Annotated in this window: 18 protein-coding genes and 1 other annotated feature (1 of these 19 only partly in view); of the genes, 1 reads left to right on the forward strand and 17 read right to left on the reverse strand. The window is 42.9% G+C overall.

The genetic code is table 11. The features are described 5' to 3' along the window. Nucleotides 1-2: 2 nt before the first annotated feature. From priA to gmk, 4 genes are all read right to left on the reverse strand, one after another. Nucleotides 3-2,411, reverse strand: a complete 2,409-nt coding sequence (gene priA / locus CSV80_RS02290) for a primosomal protein N' (RefSeq protein WP_099669424.1) — start codon at nucleotides 2,409-2,411, stop codon at nucleotides 3-5. Beyond that, on the reverse strand, nucleotides 2,401-3,621 hold the full coding sequence (gene coaBC, locus CSV80_RS02295; RefSeq protein WP_099669425.1) for a bifunctional phosphopantothenoylcysteine decarboxylase/phosphopantothenate--cysteine ligase CoaBC: 1,221 nt from the start codon (nucleotides 3,619-3,621) through the stop codon (nucleotides 2,401-2,403). Before coaBC ends, priA begins: the two co-directional genes overlap by 11 nt. A 77-nt stretch (nucleotides 3,622-3,698) precedes the next feature. Further along, nucleotides 3,699-3,923 (reverse strand): DNA-directed RNA polymerase subunit omega, encoded by a 225-nt coding sequence (gene rpoZ / locus CSV80_RS02300; protein ID WP_029052345.1) that lies wholly within the window; start codon nucleotides 3,921-3,923, stop codon nucleotides 3,699-3,701. 3 nt (nucleotides 3,924-3,926) lie between these two features. After that, nucleotides 3,927-4,544, reverse strand: coding sequence for a guanylate kinase (gmk, locus tag CSV80_RS02305; RefSeq protein ID WP_099669426.1), 618 nt, complete (start codon nucleotides 4,542-4,544; stop codon nucleotides 3,927-3,929). Nucleotides 4,545-4,908: 364 nt separating this feature from the next. Between gmk and CSV80_RS02310 the strand changes: the two genes are divergently transcribed. Continuing rightward, nucleotides 4,909-6,594, forward strand: coding sequence for an Rqc2 family fibronectin-binding protein (locus tag CSV80_RS02310; protein WP_099669427.1), 1,686 nt, complete (start codon nucleotides 4,909-4,911; stop codon nucleotides 6,592-6,594). A gap of 255 nt (nucleotides 6,595-6,849) precedes the next feature. On the opposite strand, the gene pyrE is transcribed toward CSV80_RS02310, so the two are convergent. The 13 genes from pyrE to ileS all read right to left on the reverse strand — a co-directional run bounded on the left by pyrE (nucleotide 6,850) and on the right by ileS (nucleotide 22,740). Beyond that, entirely contained in the window at nucleotides 6,850-7,479 is a 630-nt protein-coding gene (gene pyrE / locus CSV80_RS02315; protein WP_099669428.1) for an orotate phosphoribosyltransferase, read from the reverse strand. After that, the gene (gene pyrF, locus CSV80_RS02320; RefSeq protein ID WP_099669429.1) at nucleotides 7,476-8,189 is read right to left on the reverse strand and encodes an orotidine-5'-phosphate decarboxylase; all 714 of its coding nucleotides are present in this window, start codon (nucleotides 8,187-8,189) and stop codon (nucleotides 7,476-7,478) included. The genes pyrE and pyrF overlap by 4 nt, the downstream gene beginning before the upstream one ends. Next, nucleotides 8,186-9,100 (reverse strand): dihydroorotate dehydrogenase, encoded by a 915-nt coding sequence (locus CSV80_RS02325; RefSeq protein WP_099669430.1) that lies wholly within the window; start codon nucleotides 9,098-9,100, stop codon nucleotides 8,186-8,188. The genes pyrF and CSV80_RS02325 overlap by 4 nt, the downstream gene beginning before the upstream one ends. Continuing rightward, nucleotides 9,097-9,876, reverse strand: a complete 780-nt coding sequence (locus CSV80_RS02330) for a dihydroorotate dehydrogenase electron transfer subunit (protein WP_099669431.1) — start codon at nucleotides 9,874-9,876, stop codon at nucleotides 9,097-9,099. Before CSV80_RS02330 ends, CSV80_RS02325 begins: the two co-directional genes overlap by 4 nt. Further along, complete coding sequence (gene carB, locus CSV80_RS02335; RefSeq protein ID WP_099669432.1) at nucleotides 9,873-13,070, reverse strand: carbamoyl-phosphate synthase large subunit; 3,198 nt, start codon at nucleotides 13,068-13,070, stop codon at nucleotides 9,873-9,875. The genes CSV80_RS02330 and carB overlap by 4 nt, the downstream gene beginning before the upstream one ends. After that, nucleotides 13,063-14,163, reverse strand: coding sequence for a carbamoyl phosphate synthase small subunit (locus CSV80_RS02340; protein ID WP_099669433.1), 1,101 nt, complete (start codon nucleotides 14,161-14,163; stop codon nucleotides 13,063-13,065). The genes carB and CSV80_RS02340 overlap by 8 nt, the downstream gene beginning before the upstream one ends. After that, complete coding sequence (locus CSV80_RS02345; protein WP_099669434.1) at nucleotides 14,163-15,440, reverse strand: dihydroorotase; 1,278 nt, start codon at nucleotides 15,438-15,440, stop codon at nucleotides 14,163-14,165. The genes CSV80_RS02340 and CSV80_RS02345 overlap by 1 nt, the downstream gene beginning before the upstream one ends. A gap of 1 nt (nucleotide 15,441) precedes the next feature. Next, on the reverse strand, nucleotides 15,442-16,320 hold the full coding sequence (locus CSV80_RS02350; RefSeq protein WP_099669435.1) for an aspartate carbamoyltransferase catalytic subunit: 879 nt from the start codon (nucleotides 16,318-16,320) through the stop codon (nucleotides 15,442-15,444). A 57-nt stretch (nucleotides 16,321-16,377) separates the two neighbouring features. Next, nucleotides 16,378-17,664, reverse strand: a complete 1,287-nt coding sequence (locus CSV80_RS02355; RefSeq protein ID WP_099669436.1) for a uracil-xanthine permease family protein — start codon at nucleotides 17,662-17,664, stop codon at nucleotides 16,378-16,380. A gap of 20 nt (nucleotides 17,665-17,684) precedes the next feature. Beyond that, nucleotides 17,685-18,233 (reverse strand): bifunctional pyr operon transcriptional regulator/uracil phosphoribosyltransferase PyrR, encoded by a 549-nt coding sequence (gene pyrR, locus CSV80_RS02360; protein WP_099669437.1) that lies wholly within the window; start codon nucleotides 18,231-18,233, stop codon nucleotides 17,685-17,687. A gap of 227 nt (nucleotides 18,234-18,460) precedes the next feature. After that, nucleotides 18,461-19,366 (reverse strand): RluA family pseudouridine synthase, encoded by a 906-nt coding sequence (locus CSV80_RS02365; RefSeq protein WP_029052358.1) that lies wholly within the window; start codon nucleotides 19,364-19,366, stop codon nucleotides 18,461-18,463. Then, nucleotides 19,366-19,842 (reverse strand): signal peptidase II, encoded by a 477-nt coding sequence (gene lspA / locus CSV80_RS02370; RefSeq protein WP_099669438.1) that lies wholly within the window; start codon nucleotides 19,840-19,842, stop codon nucleotides 19,366-19,368. The genes CSV80_RS02365 and lspA overlap by 1 nt, the downstream gene beginning before the upstream one ends. A 138-nt stretch (nucleotides 19,843-19,980) precedes the next feature. Continuing rightward, nucleotides 19,981-22,740 (reverse strand): isoleucine--tRNA ligase, encoded by a 2,760-nt coding sequence (gene ileS / locus CSV80_RS02375; protein ID WP_099669439.1) that lies wholly within the window; start codon nucleotides 22,738-22,740, stop codon nucleotides 19,981-19,983. A 104-nt stretch (nucleotides 22,741-22,844) separates the two neighbouring features. After that, nucleotides 22,845-23,024 (reverse strand) — a binding site (T-box leader); it runs 42 nt beyond the window's last position.

A 23,024-nucleotide genomic window follows, 5' to 3' on the forward strand; every position in this document is an offset into this window, starting at 1 on the left:
GGTTAAAAGATCGATGTTGGTTCACGGTTAATCGACATGACCAAACCGTCTTTTGCCCAACTTGTTTTGTAGTGTTTCAAGAGTTGCTGCAAAACCGGTATAAGTGCGGGTTCATGTTTGTATTTTATCAAACTTTGATAGCGATATCTATTGTTGAGGCGACTGATAGCAGCGGCTGTCGGTCCAATAATGACTGAACCTTGTGATAGACGCTCCGCGATAAATTCAGTACCTTTATGTGCATAGTCAGCAGCTTTTAATACATCTTCATGACTGAACTGTACAACCGTCACATAATAGTATGGAGGATAACCGAGTTGTCTTCGTCTATCCATTTCCATTTCATAAAAAGGAACATAGTTTTGCGTTTTAGATAATTCAATCGCGTAATGCTCAGGGTCATACGTCTGAATGACCACTTCACCTGGTAGTTGATCACGTCCCGCTCTACCGCTCACCTGCGTCAATAGTTGGAATGTTTTCTCGGCAGCGCGGAAGTCGGCTAAATGAAGGGATGTGTCGGCTGCCAATACGCCTACTAGAGTGATCCGTGGAAAATCTAGTCCCTTGGCTATCATTTGGGTTCCAAGTAAAATGTCTGCTTTACCTTCACCAAAATCATATAGCAAACGTTCATGAGCGCCTTTTGTATTCGTCGTATCAATATCCATTCGAATTACGCGGGCTTCAGGGACTAATTTATATAATTCTTCTTGCGCTTTTTGTGTTCCCGTCCCGAAAAATCGAATATGCTCGCTTGTACATTCCGGACATTCGGAAGGTACTCGCTCTTCATGACCGCAATAATGGCATTTCAAACTCTCACTTGCGCGGTGGTATGTCAATGAAATATCGCAATTTGGACATTCGACAACTGTTCCGCAATCACGACAGAGTACGAAACTCGAAAATCCACGCTTATTAAGCAGTAGGACAATTTGTTCTTTTCGTACCAATCGTTCACGAATCCCTTCAGCAAGCGCTAAAGAAAACATTGAACGATTTCCTGCTTTAAGTTCTTCACGCATATCCACTACTTCAACACTCGGCAATGCTTGATTCTTCGCTCGTTTTGATAGCGTTAATAATGAATACACACCTTTGGAAGCCCGAGCATAAGACTCCAATGAAGGTGTCGCACTTCCTAATATAACCGGACATTGATAGTAATTAGCGCGCCAAATGGCTACATCTCGTGCATGGTATCGCGGTGATTCTTCTTGTTTATAGGTAGTCTCATGTTCTTCATCTAGAATTAGCAATCCCAAATTCGAGAAGGGAGCAAAAACTGCTGAACGTGCACCGATCGCAACTTTCACTTCACCACGATGGATTCTACGCCATTCATCATATTTTTCGCCAGCGGATAAACCGCTATGCAAGACTGCAACTAATTCTCCAAACCGCCCTTTAAATCGGGCCGTCATTTGCGGTGTCAAGGCGATCTCAGGTACTAACACAATCGCTTCTTTCCCTTGCTTCAACACGTGATCGATAGACTGTAAGTAAACTTCCGTCTTACCACTACCCGTAATCCCATGAAGTAAAAAAGTTTCCTGGATGTTCTTGTTACTCGACTGTTCAATAGCGGAAAGGGCCGCTTGCTGTTCGTCTGTTAGTTGTTCTGGTTTACCGCTATCTTGCATTTTGGGTGATTCTAATTCACGGTACACTTCAACTTGCGATTGTTCTACTATCTCTTTATCTACAAGTGACTTCAAAACAGTAGCTGTCACGCCGGATTCATCCAGGATTTTACTCGCTTCTATGGATTCTGTCGGATGCAGCAACAGCCAACGAAGTAGTTCTTGTTGTTTTTTTGCGTTTGGATGTACTTCTTCCAACGCCGTTTCCAGTTGTTTCGCATCTGGCACATGAATCATTCGCACTTTTTTCATTTTGGTTTTCTGTTGGATTGCCGTATCAATTTCAACAATCCCCAGTTTATTATATTTCTTTACTTCATTTAATAAATTCGCATCTTGAAGTGCTTTCAATGTGACTTGCTGGCGATTACCCAAAAATGAGCGGAACGCGTCATCAAGCTCTTCCGGTTTGATCACAGTCATGATTTTTTCATATTTGGCACGCATTGCGGCTGGTAACATGACTTGCAGTGCATCGATTTCATAGGCAATTGTTTCCGTTGCCATCCACTTCGACAATGCTAATAATTCTGCAGATAGTACCGGCTCTAAATCTATAATTTCGGCTATCGGTTTGATTTTATTATGATCCAGTTCGCTTTCTTCTTTAATCCCCGTCACATAGCCCGCAACTTTTCGTGGACCAAAAGGAACTTTGACCCGTAACCCTGGCTCCATTACATGTTCCCAATCGATAGGAACCGCATAATCAAATGGCCGGTCAATTGGATAAGCTGCTACATCTACAATGACTTCAGCGATCATGCAGTTTACTACTTTCTTGCTGAAGAATGGTTTCAAATAACTGTTCGGCCAGTTGCACTTTTGGCATAGCAGAAAAAGGAATTGCTTCTCCTTCTCTAGAAAGCAATGTCACAACATTTGTATCACTACCAAAACCGCCACCAGGATCGGTGACATCATTGACGATGATATAATCCAGATTTTTAGATTCTAATTTCTTCTGTCCATAACCAATCGCATCTGTCGTTTCAGCTGCAAAGCCAATTAGTAATTGATTTTCTTTGCGCTTCCCAAGTGTTTTTAAGATGTCGGTCGTCCGTTCCAATTCAAGTACATCATCGCCATCTTTTTTCTTCATTTTCTGGTCATGTATGTTTTTTGGCCGATAATCCGCAACAGCTGCTGATTTTACTACAATGGATGCATCATCATACTGGCTAATTACAGCATCGAACATTTCAGCGGCACTTTCTACATGTATCACATGAACACCTGTTGGAACTGATAGTTCGACCGGTCCTGAAATTAGAACGGTATGAGCACCTAGCTTCTGTGCAGCTTCCGCCATTGCATAGCCCATTTTGCCACTAGAAAAATTGGATACATAGCGGACGGGATCTATACGTTCGCGAGTCGGTCCAGCTGTAATGACAACTTTTTTTCCCCGTAAAGGTTGATAGGACACTTTAGTAAAGTGATGGCTAATTAATTCAGTAATTTTTTCAGGCTCTTCTAAGCGCCCCTTACCTACATAACCGCAAGCTAAAAAACCTTCTGACGGTTCGATAAACTGATAGCCATCCACATGTAATTGATCAATATTACGCATAACAGCGGGATGGGCATACATATGTACATTCATTGCAGGCGCAATCCAAACGTCTGCTTGTGTTGCAAGTAAGATAGTCGTTACCATATTATCTGCAATTCCGTTTGCAAGCTTGCCGATCACATTAGCTGTAGCGGGCGCCACGACCACCAAATCGGCCCAGTCTGCTAAGTCAATATGCGCAATGACGCGAGAATCTTTTTCATCAAATGTATCAAAGTATACATCATTGCGTGACATCACTTGAAAGGATAACGGCTGAACAAACTCTTTCGCTGAATCAGTCATCACGACTTTCACATTCGCGCCTGCCTGACTTAATTTGCTGACAAGTGCAACGGCTTTATAAACTGCGATACCACCTGTGACGCAGAGCAAAATGTTTTTATTATCTATCTTCATGGGGCTCTCTTCCTTTCCAAAAATAACAAACTCCCTGAGAACGGTTGAATTCCAAGGGAGTTGTTTTTTATTTCAAATCAAACTTCGTCTTCGTAAATAATCGATTCATCTGCTGCTGCGTTGATCAAGACGCCTGCCGCTACTTCTTCAAGGGCTCTACCAACACTTTTTACTGATCGGTATGAATGAAGAGTTTCGTTCTGTTTTTCTTGTAGTTCACGTGCACGCTTAGCTGCCAGTGTAACCAGTGTGTATTTAGAATCGACTTTTCCTTTTAGTGAATCAACTGATGGATATAACATAGTTTATTCTCCCTCCAACATTTGTAAGTATCTCATTTCCACACGTTCTCTTCTGCAATGCTCTGCCGTAACAATCGCATTGATCCGATCACATGCTTTGGAGACCTCGTCGTTCTCTACTACATAATCGTACAGATGCATCATTTCGAGTTCTTCTCTTGCCTTTAATACGCGATCTGCAATGATGTCAGATGCTTCTGTACCTCTTCCGATCAAACGAGTTTCCAGGTCACTTAAACTTGGAGGCGCAAGGAAAATAAACAGACCGTTTGGTACTTTTTCACGCACTTGTGCTGCACCGACTACTTCAATTTCAAGGAATACGTCACGCCCAGCATCGAGTGTTGCGTTGACATAGTCGAGTGGCGTTCCGTAGTAGTTCCCTACATACTCTGCGTATTCGAGAAGCTTTCCTTCTGCGATCATTTCTTCGAATACTTGTTTCGAACGGAAGAAGTAGTCAACGCCGTCGACTTCCCCTTCACGCGGGTTTCTTGTCGTCATGGATATAGAGTATTCGTAGTTGGTGTTCGGACTTGAAAATAGTTCTTTTCGTACGGTTCCTTTTCCGACGCCGGATGGACCAGAAAGGACGATTAGGAGTCCTCGATGTTTGTACATGTAATCCCTCTTTGTTATGTATTCATTAGCACGTCATACCTAACTATAACCTATACACCAGACAATTAAAGCAGATAGCACCGTTGATTTCCGTTCCAGGTGGGACGCTTTCCGCGGGCATGGCTTGAGCCTCCTCGTCCGCTTCGCTACCTGCGGGGTCTCAAAGCTCATGCTATTCCCGCAGGAGTCGCCCACCTGAAACGAAAATCAACTAGATATCCTATATTTTTAAAATTAAAAGCAAAATTAATACAAAATTGTCTGATTAGACTTCGTAGGCCCATGTGTGCAATCTGTTCATATTATACCATAATCATACGATGAGTGCTAAAATGGAACAAAACGAAATGAAAGAGGAATCCGTATGGCATTTGATGGTTTATTTACGAAAGCAATAGTAAGCGAACTGCAACAACTGAAGACTGGTCGGATTTCGAAGATCCATCAGCCGAATTCACAGGAAATTATTTTTCAAATCCGCGCTAATAATAAAAATCATAAATTATTAGTATCGCTACATCCCTCATTTTCACGATTGCAATTGACAGATGAAGTGTTAACGAATCCTCCTGAGCCACCTTTGTTTTGTATGGTATTACGCAAACAACTTGAAGGCGGGATGATTACTTCGATTGAACAGCATGAGAATGACAGGATTGTGAATATCCACGTCCAGGCTCGAAACGAATTGGGTGATCAAATTGAACGGAAGCTAGTCATTGAAATCATGGGGCGTCACAGTAACTTAATTTTACTAGATGCTTCACGCGATATGATTATTGACAGCATGAAACATTTACCGCCTTCCGTTAACAGTTACCGTACTGTTTTACCTGGACAACCTTATATTCCGGCACCACCACAAGATAAATTGGATCCGTTCAACGTAACCGAAGTAGAATTCAATACAATAGTAGGTGCACTGCAAGAACCGAAAGATGTAGTAAAACAATTTGCAGGCTTTTCTCCAGTAACAGCTGCGGAATTATTATACCGTTTAGAGGACAACGACCTATCATTTACTGTGTGGCGAACATTTCTCGAGAGTTTCAGTCGGGATACAATGAAACCGACTGTCGTAGAAAACGATAGAAAAACTTTGTTTTCCGCCTTAGAATTGACACATGCAAAAGGAACAACACAATCGTTCTCCACTTTAGCTGAATTACTCGACAAAGTTTATTTTGCCAGAGCAGAACGGGAACGTGTAAAATCTCAGGCCGTCGATCTAGAACGTTGGTTGTCAAATGAGATTGCCAAACTGGAAAACAAAACAAAGAAATTGCAAAAAGAACAAGAAACTGCGCAAGACTTGGATACGTTGAAATTATACGGTGAACTATTAACCGCGAACAGCTACATGCTGCATAAAGGCGACAAAGAAGTGACTGTAGAAAACTATTACGAACAAGGCACAACCGTCACCATTCCACTCGACCCAAGAAAATCACCAATTGATAACGCACAACGCTACTTCTCGCGTTACTCAAAAGCAAAGACAGCACTTATTCGGATTGCGGAACAACTTGAAAAAACCAAGGACGACATCGATTACTTCGAAATGGTCAGACAGCAAGTATACCAAGCTTCTCCAATCGACATAGAAGAAATACGTCAAGAATTAGTAGAACTAGGATTCATGCGTGCCCGTAGAGGTAAAAAGAAAGTAAAACTGAAGAAGCCTAAACCGGAGGAATTTGTATCCTCCTCAGGCATTCCGATCTCAGTAGGGAAAAACAACAAACAAAATGACTACTTGACATTCAAATTGGCGGCTCGAGACCACCTATGGCTTCACACAAAAGACATACCTGGCTCACACGTCGTCATTCACGACACAGACCCAGACGCTCAAACAATCGAAGAAGCAGCCGGACTCTCCGCGTACTTCAGCAAAGCCCGTGAATCATCTTCCGTACCAGTTGATTACACACAAATTCGTCACGTCAAAAAGCCTTCAGGCGCAAAACCAGGCTTCGTCATCTACTTTGAACAGAAGACCGTGTTCGTTACACCTGAAGAAGATTTAGTACGTAAGTTACGGAAATAAAATCAGTGCATATTTAAAATAGCTGACCACTTTCATTGTAAATGAAGTGGTCAGCTATTTTTCTACTATAAGCAATACTTCAGCATTCAACAGTGGAAAACGACACCAGTTGATCGTAAGTGGAAGGCGACTCTCGATGGATCAGCTCGACAGGTGAGACAACTGAAGGGAGCTTGCGACCTAGTTGGCTCACCGCGGGCCCATGCCTGGAACGTCGATTAACGTTGCCCTCCCCATACTCATTTACTTATTTACTTACAGCGTACCTAGCTTCAACTTCGTATGCCATTCCATCAATTCATTCATAGACTCTTCCTTAACTGCGCCTTCTTCCTTCGCAACCTCAGCAAGTGCCGCAAAGTTTGTCAAGCTATGATAAGAAAGATTCGCCTCCGCAAACTTCTCGTCAGCCTTTTGCAATTCATATGTAAAGATCGAGACGATTCCGCATACTTCCACGTCCTCAGCAATCAACGCATTCGCTGCATTCAAGCTGCTTCCGCCTGTCGAAATTAAATCTTCAATAATAACCGCCTTCGCATTCGGCTCGATTTTCCCTTCGATTTGACGGCTCTTACCATGTGCCTTAGCAGTAGATCGGATATAGACCATCGGCAACTTCAGAATATCCGCAACCCATGCTGCGTGTGGAATACCTGCTGTCGCAGTTCCAGCAATTACTGTAGTTTCAGGATAATGAACGCGGATCAATGCCGCAAGCCCTTCTGCAATTTCTTTACGCCCTACCGGATCTGCCATTGTTAAGCGGTTATCACAGTAGATAGGTGACTCGATTCCTGAAGCCCATATGAACGGCTCTTCTGGATTGATTGCTACTGCTCCTACACTTAATAGGATGTGTGCAACTTCTTTTTCTCTTGTCATGAAGTAATTCCCTCCCACAATGTCTTTACATGTTGATATGCTTCAAGCGGATTATCCGCGCCTGTAATCGCACGGCCCACTACGATATGTGTAGAACCTTCCTGCTTTGCTTTCGCCGGAGTTGCCACTCGCTTCTGATCGTGGACATCACCTTGCGCCAAGCGAATACCAGGTGTTACTTTGAAGAAATCTTTGCCGCACACTTCTTCAATGATTTTAGCTTCCTGTACCGAACAAACCACGCCATCCAACTGTGCGGATGAAGCCAATTTCGCGTAATGCTCCACTGATTCACGAAGCGGTACACTGATTAATTGTTCTTCTTTCACTTGACGGTCGTCCGTTGATGTCAGTTGAGTCACCGCAATTAATGCAGGACGCTGAACGCCTACAGCAGTTCCCGCCTCAAGTCCTTCAAGTGCTGCTTCCATCATCGCTTTGCCGCCAGCCGCATGAACATTGACCATATCCACTTCAAGTGAAGCCAATACTTTCATTGCGGATTTAACCGTATTCGGAATATCATGCAACTTCAAGTCTAAGAAGATGGAATATCCTTCTTCTTTCAATCGGGCAATCATAGCAGGTCCTTCTTTATAATACAGCTCCATTCCTACTTTTACATTGACCGAATGATCGAATGCTTTTAGGAATTCGAATGTCTTTTCAGCTGAATTAAAATCTAACGCAATAATTGGAGAGCGGTTCATACGCGATGACTCCTTCCAACTAATTCAGATATGTGATCAATTCCCAGCTCATCCAATCTTGCAGGCAACTGCTCAATAATAGTTGGACATACAAACGGATCTACGAAATTGGCAGTGCCAACTGCTACTGCACTTGCACCGGCAGACATGAAATCTACAACATCTTGTACACACGTAACGCCACCCATTCCAATGATTGGAATAGTAACGACTTGGCTTACTTCGTATACCATGCGAATTGCGACTGGCTTAATCGCTGGGCCAGACAAGCCCCCCGTTTTATTCGCAATAACCGGCTTACCTGTTCTTTCATCCAGGCGCATGCCGACCAATGTATTAATCATCGTAATGCCATCTGCTCCACCTGCTTCTACCGCCAATGCCATCGCTTTAATATCCGTGACATTTGGTGACAGTTTCACATAAACAGGTACAGAAGAAACCGCTTTGACAGCCGCTGTTAGTTCTTTTGCTATTTCAGGATCTGTGCCAAACAAGATTCCCCCACATTTGACGTTTGGACAAGAGATATTTAATTCAAGCGCATGAACATTTGGCGCTTTTGAAATTTGTTTCGCCACTTCCACGTAATCTGCAGTTTCAGATCCTGCGACGTTCGCAATGATCGGTACATCGAACTTCTCTAACCATGGTAATTCATTATTCAGCACGCCCTGTAGCCCAGGGTTTTGTAGACCAATCGCATTCAACATACCCGAAGAGGTTTCCGCCACTCGTGGTGTCGGGTTACCATAACGCGTTTCTTCTGTAGTCGCTTTAATCATGATCGCCCCGAGCTGGGACAGATCGTACAGATTACCGTACTCTTTACCAAAACCGAAACAGCCCGATGCAGGCATAATCGGATTTTTCAATTCAAGTCCTGGCAACGTCATCGCTAATCTATTCATATTTGCACCACCCCTGCTGGAAATACTGGCCCATCTGAACATACTTTGACATATGCTTGATCTGTCGCATTTTCATTCGTATGACAAACGCATGCAAAACAAGCCCCTATACCGCAACCCATACGTTGTTCAAAAGATAGGAATCCTTTTTTATGCACATACGCTTTTTGTACGGCATCAAGCATTGGCATAGGTCCACAACTGTAAAATGTTTCGAAGTCATCAGATATTTCACTCATGACGTTCGTAACAAATCCTTGTGTACCGTTACTGCCATCCACTGTAGCGATATATGTTTCGCCTAAAGCAGCAAATTCTTCTTCATAGAAAACAACTTGATCCGATTCGAAACCAAGTATGTGAATACAGTTCACTCCGTTTGCAGTTAGCTGTTTTGAAAGCTCATAGAGTGGAGGCACACCGATCCCGCCACCAATCAAGACGGCTGTTTGACCAGCCGAAGTTTCTTCAACGGGGAAACCGTTTCCTAGTGGTCCTAGTACATTCACCATATCTCCCTCACGTTTTTCGGACAAAAGCGAAGTGCCTCGTCCCTCTGCGCGATAGATGATGGTCATTTCACTTTTCTCAGGATTAATTTCAGCTATAGAAATCGGACGTCGCAATAACGGTTCAAATGAATCCGACACCCTGATGTGGACAAACTGGCCCGGAGAAGTAATTTCTCCGACCAATTTGCCTGTTAACTTCATCTCAAAAATATTTTTTGCTATTTCCTGCTGCGATGCGACGCTCATCAAATCTTGGAGGATCATTGAACCACCTGCGGCTTTGGCATTGCATCCGTCTGGAACGTCATGGACTCGATGACGGATAACATAGCTGCTGCTGTATCAATTGAAGTTAAGCAAGGAACACCATTCTCTACTGTTTCGCGGCGAATTCTAAAGCCATCACGTGCCGGTTGTTTCCCTTTAGTCAATGTGTTGATGACCAGTTGCGCTTGGCCTTTTTGGATAACATCGATCAACGTCGGACCTTCTGTGCCAATTTTCCCTACTGTTTTCACTTCGATATTTTCCGCTTCAAGTGCTTTAGCAGTACCTTCTGTTGCCATAATGCGATATCCTGTTTCAATGAAACGTTTCGCGATATCTACAATTTCTTCTTTATCTTTATCGGAAACTGTCATTAACACGGTACCGTATTCTTTCACTTCCATTCCAGCGGCTACTAAGCCTTTGTACAACGCCTTTTCCAATGTTACATCTTTCCCCATTACTTCACCTGTTGATTTCATTTCAGGCCCGAGTGTAATGTCTACACGACGAAGCTTCGCGAAAGAGAAGACTGGTACTTTGACATAGACGCCTGCTGGTGCTTGTGCAAGTCCATCAGCATAGCCTTGTTCCAAAATAGATTTACCTAAGATCGCTTGAGTTGCGACATTTGCCATCGGGATATTCGTGATTTTGCTCAAGAATGGTACCGTACGGCTTGAACGTGGGTTCACTTCGATTACATAAACCTGTCCTTCTGAAATAACGAACTGAATATTCATTAACCCACGGATTTTGAGCCCAAGTGCTAAACGTTTCGTATAGTCAGCAATCGTTTCGATCATGGACTGTGACAGGTTTTGTGGAGGATAGACCGCAATCGAGTCACCCGAGTGAACGCCTGCACGCTCGATATGCTCCATGATGCCAGGTATTAATACTGTTTCTCCGTCACAAATTGCATCAACTTCGATTTCCGTTCCTGTTAAGTAACGGTCGATCAGTACCGGATGTTCAGGGCTAGCTTTAACCGCGTTTTCCATGTATTGAAGTAATTCCTCTTCATAGTAGACGATTTCCATTGCACGGCCACCTAATACATACGACGGACGGACTAGGACTGGATAGCCAATTTCTGTTGCGATAACGACTGCTTCTGGAACTGATAATGCGGTCTTTCCAAGTGGCTGTGGTACACCGATTTCATGCAAAGCACTCTCGAACTTATCACGATTTTCCGCACGGTCGATATCATCAAGTGATGTACCAAGGATTTTCACTCCGCGTGCTTCCAATTCATCCGCTAAGTTGATCGCTGTCTGGCCACCAAACTGGACGATAACTCCTTCTGGTTGCTCAAGGTCCACGATATGCATAACATCTTCAATGGTTAACGGTTCGAAGTACAACTTATCAGATATTGAAAAGTCGGTCGAAACAGTTTCAGGATTGTTATTGACGATGATCGCTTCATAACCTGATTGCTGTATAGCCCATACACAGTGTACTGTTGCATAATCGAATTCTACCCCTTGTCCTATGCGGATTGGGCCTGAACCTAGGACGATCACACTCTTCTTATCCGTTCTTACAGATTCATTTTCATCTTCATACGTACCATAGAAGTATGGAGTATCCGATTCATATTCACCTGCACACGTATCTACTTTCTTATACACCGGAACCAATCCTTGCTCTTGTCTCCACTCATATACTTCACGATCGGTTGTATTCCAAAGCTGGGCAATCGTAGCATCCGGGAATCCAAGACGTTTTGCTTTATAACCGATTGCTTTATCATATGGATGTTCTTTCAATGTTTCTTCATACCGAACGATATTTTCAAATTTGCGCAAGAAGAATAAATCAATGGCGCTCCATGCATGTAGAGTTTCGATTGTCACACCACGACGCAGTGCTTCTCCGATGAAGAACAGTCGCTCATCGCCTGCTTTGCGAATACGTTTTTCGATCCACTCGTCGGACATTTCACTACCACCAGGAAGTGACAAATCGAATTGTCCTGTTTCCAATGAACGAACAGCCTTCATGATAGATTCTTCGAATGTACGGCCCATTGCCATTACTTCACCTGTTGCTTTCATCTGTGTACCCAAGTTACGCTTCGCCGATTCGAACTTATCGAAAGGCCAACGAGGAATTTTCGTTACTACATAGTCCAGTGTCGGCTCGAAGCAAGCATACGTATTACCTGTTACCGGATTCATCATTTCATCTAGCGTCAAACCGACAGCAATTTTTGCTGCAAGTTTTGCGATTGGATAACCCGTTGCTTTGGAAGCTAATGCAGATGATCGACTGACACGCGGATTTACTTCGATAATGTAATAATCAAAGCTATGTGGATCTAGTGCTAACTGTACGTTACAGCCACCTTCGATTTTCAACTCACGAATGATGTTTAATGAAACATTACGTAGCATCTGGTTTTCACGGTCTGTTAATGTTTGGCATGGTGCCGTTACGATAGAGTCACCGGTATGGATACCTACAGCATCCACGTTTTCCATATTACACACGACGATCGCATTATCCGCAGAGTCACGCATTACTTCGTATTCGATTTCTTTGAAACCTGCGATGGATTTCTCTAGAAGACACTGTGTGACAGGGCTGTATTTCAAACCACTTGCTACAATTTCTTCTAAGTCTTCATCATTGTGACAAATTCCCCCTCCTGTTCCACCTAGCGTGAACGCAGGTCGGACGATAACTGGATAACCAATCTTATTGACGAACGCGTAGGCCTCATCAATATTATGGATGATATCACTGTCCGGAACAGGTTCACCCATTTCATTCATTAGTGTACGGAATAAATCACGGTCTTCTGCTTTATGGATTGCGTCCAACTTTGTACCCAAAATCTCAATTCCTAGTTCTTCCAGAATCCCTGATTCATGCAATTCAATCGCCATGTTCAAACCAGTTTGTCCACCTAATGTCGCTAGTAGTGCATCCGGTCGTTCTTTACGAATAATACGGCTAACGAATTCAAGTGTGATGGGCTCGATATACACTTTATCTGCCATCTCAGTATCCGTCATAATAGTTGCAGGGTTTGAATTGATCAGAATAACTCGGTAACCTTCTTCTTTAAGGGATAAACAGGCTTGTGTACCTGCATAGTCAAATTCTGCTGCTTGTCCAATTACAATAGGACCTGAACCGATCACGAGTATGGATTTTATGTCAGTACGTTTAGGCATTAATATTCTCCTTTCTGTTGCTTGCAGTCATCAATTGAATGAAACGTTCGAATATATAGCTAGAATCTTGTGGTCCTGGTGATGCTTCCGGGTGGAACTGAACAGTGAATGCTTCCAATTTCTCACTTCGAAGCCCTTCAATACAATTGTCATTCAATGCTATATGTGTCACTTCAAGACCTGTTCCCGCTAAAGAGTCTTCAAGTACTTCATATCCATGACTTTGTGATGTCAGATCAGTACGATTCGTATTCAAGTCTTTTACCGGATAATTTCCACCAATATGGCTGTTCTTCATCTTTGCCGTTTTAGCACCGCATGCGAGTGCGAATAATTGATGGCCTAGTCCGATACCGAAGATAGGCTTCTTACCCATTAATTCCTTTATTGTTTCAACTGCGCCTTCTACGTCTTCAGGATTTCCTGGTCCGTTTGATAATAAAATACCGTCTGGGAACAACGCTAAAATTTCTTTTGCTGATGTATCATGAGGTACGACTATAACGTCGCAGTCCTTCTTATTTAATTCACGCAAAATGCCATGTTTAATGCCATAGTCGATGACGACGACACGCTTGCCTAAGCCCGGACTTGGATATGGGCGTTTGGTAGATACTTTCGCTACTAAATCTGTTGGCAATTCATATTGTTGAAGTTCTGCAACCGTTGCATCGGTATCGATGTCATCTCCAGCAGCAGTTAATTTACCTCGTAAAGAACCTTTATCACGTAATAGACGTGTTAGTTTGCGAGTATCAATCTCCTGAATTCCTGGAATCCCTTTTAATATAAGCAAGTCTCCTAGTGACATGCCACTACGGAAATTTGAAGGCTCTTCCGCTAATTCTCTAACGACTAAGCCGTTGATTGCTAAATCTATGGACTCATAATCATCTCGGTTAATTCCGTAATTACCGATCAGCGGATAGGTCATCACGACAATTTGTCCACAACCCGAAGGATTTGAAATTGTCTCCTGATATCCTGTCATGCCTGTTGCAAATACTGCTTCACCTATTGAAGCACTATTTGCTCCAAATGCTTTCCCTTCAAAAACAGAGCCATCTTCCAATACTAAGTATCTCTTTGTCATCATTGACCATCCTTCCATACGATGTTTCCACCGAAAATTGTCATTACAGGCCATCCGGCGCATTCTACTCCGTCAAATGGTGTGTTCTTACCTTTTGAAACAAATGTAGTACGGTCGATTGTTTGTTGCTTTTCCAGATCAAGTAATACTAAATCTGCTTCAGCACCTACTTCAAGCTTACCGTAAGGCAAGTTGAAGACTTCTGCAGGCTTTACTGTCATCCAGTCAAGAAGTTGTTTAAGCGTCCAGTATCCTGGCTTGACGAAGTTTGTATATAGTAAAGGAAATGCTGTTTCAAATCCTGTGATACCAAATGGTGCTTTTGCAATACCAACTGCTTTTTCATCTGCTGTATGCGGTGCATGGTCAGTTGCGATACAATCCAATGTGCCATCCATTAAACCTTCGCGCAATGCCTCGCGATCTTCGATGGCACGTAGCGGAGGATTCATCTTCCAGTCCGCATCGTCTCCAGGCACATCATCTTCTGTCAACAACAAATGGTGAGGGCTGACTTCTCCTGTTACATGAATACCAGCTCTTTTTGCGTCGCGGATTACGCGAACCGATTCTTTCGTGCTGACGTGACATACGTGATAATGCGCGCCCGCGGCTTCCGCTAGTAAAATATCACGTGCAATATGTACTGATTCTGCAATGGAAGGAATTCCCGGTAAGCCAAGTTCTTTATTACGTTTTCCTTCGTGCATTGCGCCACCATAGATTAATGTATTGTCTTCACAGTGCGCCACTATAGCCATATCGATCTTCGCTGCATCTTGCATCGCTTCGTACATCATACCCGCTTCTTGTACACCTACACCGTCGTCTGTGAACGCGAATGCACCGTGTTCTTTTAATTCAGATAGATTAGTGCGTTCTTTTCCCGCTTCTCTGATCGTGATCGACGCATAAGGGAGTACACGAATTTTAGCATTGGCTTTAATTAATGTATTGATCTTTTCAAGGTTTTCTTTTGTATCGGGTACTGGACGCGTATTCGGCATTGGACAAATGGTCGTATATCCGCCTTTCGCTGCCGAATGAGTACCAGTTTCAATTGTTTCTTTATGCTCTCCGCCCGGCTCGCGCAAATGTACGTGTACATCGATGAACCCAGGTGATACGAGTAAGCCTTTTCCTTCAATTACTTCATATCCGTCTGTTGCTAGTTGGTTACCAATTTCCGCAATCTTTCCATCTGCAATTTTAATATCCGTTTCGACGATCTTGCCTTCTTCGTTTACCATTTGCACTTGTTGGATTAACATGTTCATATTACTTCCGCCCCTTCAATATAAGTTCTAGAACAGCTGCCCGAATGTAGACGCCGTTTTCTACTTGTTTAAAAATTCGCGATTGCGGACTTTCTATTAAACAATCCGCTATTTCTACATCACGATTCACTGGAGCTGGATGCATGATGATTGCACCTTTTTTCATTTTAGCTGCCCGTTCTTTAGTTAGACCGTATTGCTTGTGATAAGCAGCTTTCGTATAAGCCATCTCTGTATTATGACGTTCGTGCTGTACTCGAAGGAGCATGACAACATCACTCGTTTCAATTACTTCATCCCAGTTGTCAACACTGTCGAATTCTCCCGCCCATTCAGGTGGGCAAAGGAACGTGACCTCAGCTCCCAGCTTCCGCAAAGCTTCTGCATTTGAGCGAGCGACCCGACTGTGGGCGATATCTCCCGCAATCAATACTTTCAGTCCTTCAAAATGACCGAATTCCTCTTGAATCGTGAAGATATCGAGCAAGGATTGTGTCGGATGCTGACCCGATCCATCTCCTGCATTAATGATTGCCACATTTGTTCGTTTTACTAATTCCTCATAGAATCCATCAGCTGGATGGCGGATGATTAAGGCATCCAAACCTATTGCTTCCAACGTCCTAATCGTATCATACAAAGATTCTCCTTTTAAGGTACTCGAGAAACTCGTCTCAAAGGGGATAATTTGCGCGCCTACTTTACGTTCCGCCATCTCAAAACTTGTTTTCGTTCTCGTACTAGGTTCAAAAAACAAGTTGCTGACGGTATATGTTCCAGGCAGTTCTCTGAAGCCCAGTCGCTTAAAAATCGCTGCTCGATCGAGTATGAGCATGATTTCTTCCACTGTCAGGTCTTTCATTGAAACTAAATGTTCCATCAGATATTCCTCCTTCACGAAATGCAAGTACGTCATGCACGAAATGTTCGTTGTTTTCTATTCTTCCTTATCCATCAAAGTATCATCTGTTTTACCTGGCAATACTAGGTTCAACAGAACACCGACAATTGCAGCCAGAGCCATACCACCGATTTGGAATGTTTCACTTATATTGATCGTTGCCCCACCGATTCCGATTACTAGGATGATGGATGCGATCACTAGATTTCGTTGATTATCAAAGTCGATCTTGTGGTCGATAAGCATGCGCATTCCTGATGAAGCAATGATACCAAACAGCAGAATAGATATTCCGCCAAGTACTGCCGTAGGAATCGTAGCAATCAACGCCATAATTTTACCTATGAAGGAGAAGAATATCGCAAATACTGCAGCCCCCATGATCACATACACACTGTAGACTCGCGTAATAGCAAGTACGCCAATGTTTTCTCCGTATGTAGTTTTGGGTGGTCCTCCGACTAGTCCACTCATAAGTGTTCCCAGTCCATCACCAAGCAACGATCTGTGTAATCCAGGACTTTCAATATAATTCCTGTCTACTACTTTGCCTAGTACAAGCTGGTGTCCAATGTGCTCAGAGATAGTGACTATCGCGATTGGCACCATAATGATTAGCAGTGTCGGTGTTACGACGAATTCGTAATCAACACCCGGGATCAGCATTTCCGGTACTGCAAACCACTTGGCTTCTACTACTTTGCTGAAATCTAGAATACCGATGAAAGCAGAGTAGATATACCCAACTACGATGCCAATAAGTACCGGCATCAAGCTGATAATTCCTTTAAAGAACATCAAGCAGAATACTGCAGAAGCAAGTGTTACTAGAGCTGCGGAAAAGTGTAAACCACTGTAAACATCCGCTCCATCCACATTGATCGTGCTCGCCATATTAATAGCTGTAGGTGCAATTGCCAATCCAATTACCATAATGACGGGTCCCACTACGATAGGTGGTAATAACTTCATAATCCAGTTATAGCCGGTTTTATAAATTAGTAACGATATGATCGCATAGACCAACGCTACGAACATACTACCTATCATTGCGCTACCGATACCGCCCGATTGTGTCGCCATCTGAATCGGTACAATAAAAGCGAATGAAGAGCCTAGATAGGCTGGAACTTGAAACTTCGTCACGATAATAAATACGATCGTTGCGATCCCACTCGTTAAGAGCGCGATAGCTGGGCTTAAGCCTACTAGTTGTGGTACTAAAATTGTTGCGCCAAACATGGCGAACATATGCTGTAAGCTTAGTGCAAGCCAGCGAATAGGTTGCGGCTTTTCATGTACATCCAATACTTTTACGTTCATCTATCATTTCCCCCAGCTGCTTATAATGTGCGTGTGTGAATGGTGACTCCATCTGTTCCGTCTTTTTCAATCATACTAACTACTACTCGTTCTTCATTTGAAGTCGGGATGTTCTTTCCGACAAAGTCCGGACGAATCGGTAATTCTCGATGACCTCGATCTACTAATACAGCCAGCTGTATAGAAGAAGGTCTTCCTAAGTCCATTATTGCATCTAATGCAGCCCGAACCGTCCTACCTGTATAGAGAACATCATCTACTAGGATGACTTTTTGATTTCCTACATCGTGTTCGATATCGACCTGTTGTACATATGCTTCTCCTTGTTCATTCTTTAATTGAAGGTCATCTCGGTACAAGGTGATATCCAATTCACCTGTTTTGATTGGCTTACCTTCAATTATTTCAATTTTATCTGCTAAGCGTTTCGCCAAGATAGCACCTCTTGTCTTGATACCAACTAAAATGCATTGATCAATTCCTCGGTTCTTTTCGATAATTTCATGGGCAATACGTGTGACTGCCCGCGTGATAGCTTGTTCATCTAGTATTGCTGCTTTTTCGGCCATATCAATGGTCCCCTTTCTATTTCACCTTTTGTCTATAAAAAAAGCCCTCCAGTCAGAGAAGACTGGAGGGCAGACGTGCAGAAAAAAGCATACATCGATGCTTACCGCAGTAAGCTGTCATGTAATTCCGTGCAACCTTCCCAGCCTCACAGGACTGACGTTAAAGGTATCGCTATTCAATTTCTTAATAGAGTATACATCTCATTACAAGCATTTGTCAACGCTTATTAAGAGCGTAATTCATTTAGTAACTGTTGGAAATTTTCAGGCAACGGAGCAGTGAACTCCATATATTCATCCGTCGTCGGGTGATCAAAACCAATAGTTCCTGCATGCAGTACTTGACCGCCAAAATCGATTGTTTTTCTCTGACCGTATTTTGGGTCTCCTACAAGTGGATACCCGATGTATTTCATATGCACACGAATCTGGTGAGTTCTTCCTGTTTCCAGTCGGCATTCAACCAATGTATATGCGCCAAAACGTTCAAGGACCTTAAAGTGTGTAACAGCATTTTTCCCCTCATCCACAACCGCCATCCGTTGACGATCGCGCTTGTCACGCCCAATTGGTGCATCTATTGTGCCGTTATCATGTGGAATATGTCCGTGAACTAATGCCGTATACACACGATTAACTGACTTAGCGACGAGCTGATTAACTAATGAAACATGTGCTTTATCATTTTTGGCTACCATCAATAACCCGGAAGTATCTTTATCAATACGGTGTACGATACCAGGTCGCATAATACCATTGATGCCTGATAAATCCGTCACTTGATACATTAATCCATTGACTAAAGTTCCACTTACATGACCAGCTGATGGATGAACAACCATCCCCACTGGTTTGTTGACAACCAACACGTCTTGGTCTTCATAAACAATTTCAAGGTTTAGATTTTCAGCTTCTACATCATATTCTTCCATTGCTGGCTGCTCGACAGTGACCTGATCATCCGTCTTAACTTTATAGTTCTGCTTAACTACACTGTTATTTACTTTAATATGTTCCTCTTTTACCCATTGCTGGATTTGTGTGCGAGACCAGTCCGGTTGAAGTGTAGCTAATGCTTTGTCTATTCGACTTCCTGTAAGTTCTTCTGTTATTTCATATTCTAATCTTTCCATTACGACACCTTTTTCTTTTTCTTTTTTTCATCAAACACTACGTGTAGCAAAATCAGTATGACAGCAATTGTCAATGCGGCATCCGCCACATTAAATATTGGAAAATCATAATGTATAACAGGTATCAAGACGCTGATGAAATCGACTACTTCTCCTTTTAGTAGTCGATCGATGAAGTTCCCAATCGCACCGCCTAGCAATAACATTAGACTCACACCTAGCAGTCGATCCTTTTTACCTTCTGTATGGAAGAAGTAAATAATAGCTACTACGACTACAATGGTCACAATAAAAAATAGCCACATCTTTCCTTCAAGCATTCCCCATGCAGCTCCACGGTTACGATGAGATAGCAATGCAATATAAGGATCCAGGATAGCAATATGTTCACCTAGCTCCATATTTTTTACGATTAGCCATTTCGTCAACTGATCCAAGCCAATGACCAGTGCAGCGATTGCATAATAAAATATCACTTCATTACCCTCCGTCCAGCTAATTTCTTCTTTAGTTTACCATAAAAACACGTCTTCTATTACGTTTGTTAGTTCTGCTATGCAAAAAAGCCATCATCATCCACGAATGAATGATGATGGCTGTGACATCAAAATTGCTTACGCATAGTTTTCTTTCACAACAGTCGCGCATCGTGTACATAGTGTCGAATGTTCTGCGTCTTCTCCAACTGTTTTGGAGATTGTCCAGCATCGTTCGCATTTTTCACCTTCAGCTGGTTCTACCAAAACCGTTGCATGATCTAATTTCAATGCATTCGATAACTTTTCATCTGTACTCTCTTCAAATTCCGAGACAATGAAGAATTGTGCAAAATCAATATCCTCTGCTTGCAAAATACCACGTTGATCTTCTGGCAACACAACAGTCACTTTTGCCTCCAAAGATTTTCCGATTACTTTCGCGTTTCTTGCTTCTTCAAGAGCTTTCAAGATATCATCGCGAATATCCATCAAGTTATCGAAGCGCTCACGAAGTTTGTCCGCTCCTTCGCCTTTATGATCTGCTTCAGGCATATCCGTCAATTGGACACTATCTTCTTCAACGTACTGAATATTTTTCCACATTTCATCTGCAGTGTGTGGCAAGATTGGCGTGATGAGCTTCACCAGTGTGATCAATGTATCATGCATCACCGACTGCATTGCACGACGATCTGGATGATTCGCAGCTTCGATATAGACTACATCTTTCGCAATATCCAAGTACAGCGAGCTCAATACACCTGTACAGAAATTATTGATTGCGTGGTAGACGGTAGGGAACGCATACTGCTCATAAGCTGTAAGGACTTCCTCAATCAAATCCTGCAACTTCACATAGACGTACTGATCAACTGCACGCATATCATCAAATGCTACACGATCTGTAGCTGGATTAAAGTCAGCTACGTTACCATGCAAGAAACGAATCGTATTACGGATCTTACGGTAGACTTCTGAGACTTGCTTAAAGTTTGAATCAGATACACGAACATCAGCTGTATAATCTACAGACGATACCCATAGACGCACGATGTCTGCACCAAGTTGATTGATGACTTTCGAAGGAACGATGACATTCCCTAAAGACTTACTCATCTTACGGCCATTTTTGTCCAATGTGAAACCATGGCTCAAAATGCCTTTGTAAGGTGCAATACCGTTGATAGCTACGCTAGTTGTCAATGAAGAGTTGAACCAACCGCGATATTGATCGGAACCTTCAAGATACAAGTCTGCCGGGTAACGAAGATCATCACGTTCTTCAAGTACACCTTGATGTGTTGTACCAGAGTCAAACCAGACATCCATAATGTCCGTTTCTTTCGTGAATTCACCATTCGGACTTCCTTCATGAGTGAAGCCCTCTGGCAATAATTCTTTCGCAGAACGTTCGAACCAGATGTTTGATCCATTCTCACGGAATAAATCGGCTACATGACTGACCGTTTCATCGGTAAGGATTACTTCTCCATTTTCAGCATAGAATACCGGAATCGGAACGCCCCATACGCGCTGACGGGAAATACACCAGTCGCCACGGTCACGGACCATATTGAATAAACGTGTTTCACCCCAAGATGGCGTGAATGTAGTAGTACGGATTGCGTCGAGTAAATCATTTCTAAATGATTCAATAGAAGCAAACCATTGTGCAGTCGCACGGTAGATAACTGGCTTCTTCGTGCGCCAATCATGCGGGTACGAGTGAGTAAAGAATGACAACTTTTGAAGGGCTCCGACTTCTTCTAGCTTTTCAGTTACCGCTTTATTCGCATCTTCGTAGAACAAGCCTGAGAAAAACGGTGCTTCTTCTGTCATGACACCACGGTCATCAATTGGAGATAATGCATCGATTCCATATTGCTTACTCACATAGAAGTCATCTTCACCGTGACCTGGTGCTGTATGAACACAGCCTGTACCGGCATCTGCTGTAACATGCTCGCCTAGCATAACTAATGAATCACGATCATAAATTGGATGGCTCGCAACGATCCGATCAAGGTCTACACCTTGAATTTCTTTTTCGATTGAGTACTCTTCCCATTCCAGCTCATTCGCCAAGAACTCCACTAAGTCTTTCGCTACTACAAATTTCTCATCCTGTACTTTTACTACTGCGTACGTAAATTTAGGATGAACAGAAATCCCCAAGTTTGCTGGAATTGTCCAAGGTGTTGTTGTCCAGATCAGGAACTTCACATCATGATCCAGTACACCTTTCCCATCTTTGATAGGGAAACTTACATATATGGATGGTGATTTTTTATCTTGATACTCGATTTCCGCTTCTGCCAATGCAGTTTCACTCGAAGGAGACCAGTAGACAGGCTTCAACCCTTTATAGATATATCCTTTTTTCGCCATCTCGCCGAACACTTGAATTTGACGTGATTCGAATTCAGGCTTTAGCGTGATATATGGGTTGTCCCAATCTCCGCGAACACCGAGACGCTTGAATTGCGTACGCTGATTATCAATTTGTTGTAGTGCATACTCTTCACACATTTTACGGAATTCAGCCGTGCTCATTTTCTTGCGATCGACTTTTTTATTTACAAGTGCTTGCTCAATTGGCAAACCGTGTGTATCCCAACCCGGTACATAAGGAGCATGGAATCCAGACATCGATTTATAACGAACGATAAAGTCTTTTAATACTTTGTTAAGTGCGTGCCCCATGTGTAAATCACCGTTCGCATAGGGTGGTCCATCATGCAATATGAACCACGGGCGATTTGCAGTACGTTCCTGGACTTGCTGATAGATATTCTTCTCATTCCACTCTTCTTGCATTTTCGGCTCATTATTTGGTAGATTACCGCGCATAGGGAAATCAGTTTTTGGCATAAGCAATGTATCTTTATATTCCATTATAATTCCTCCTTAAAATATATATAACTCATTTATTCTTTAGAAATGAAATCATCTAGCTCCAAGCGTTCTTTCGTTTAAGAAATCAGAAAAACCCCATCCCAAAAAGGGACGAGGCTTATTCTCGCGGTACCACCCTACTTGCAATTGCCATAGAGCAATTGCCGCTTAGACACTAATAACGGCAGTGTGAGACCGAGAACCAAAATCTACATAAAGGTTCTAGCTCAGGAGTGATTTTCGTTTCTGATTTACCACCGGGCTTACACCGCCCCCGGCTCGCT

It is taken from the genome of Sporosarcina sp. P12(2017) (genome assembly GCF_002743035.1).
Lineage (GTDB): Bacteria > Bacillota > Bacilli > Bacillales_A > Planococcaceae > Sporosarcina > Sporosarcina ureae.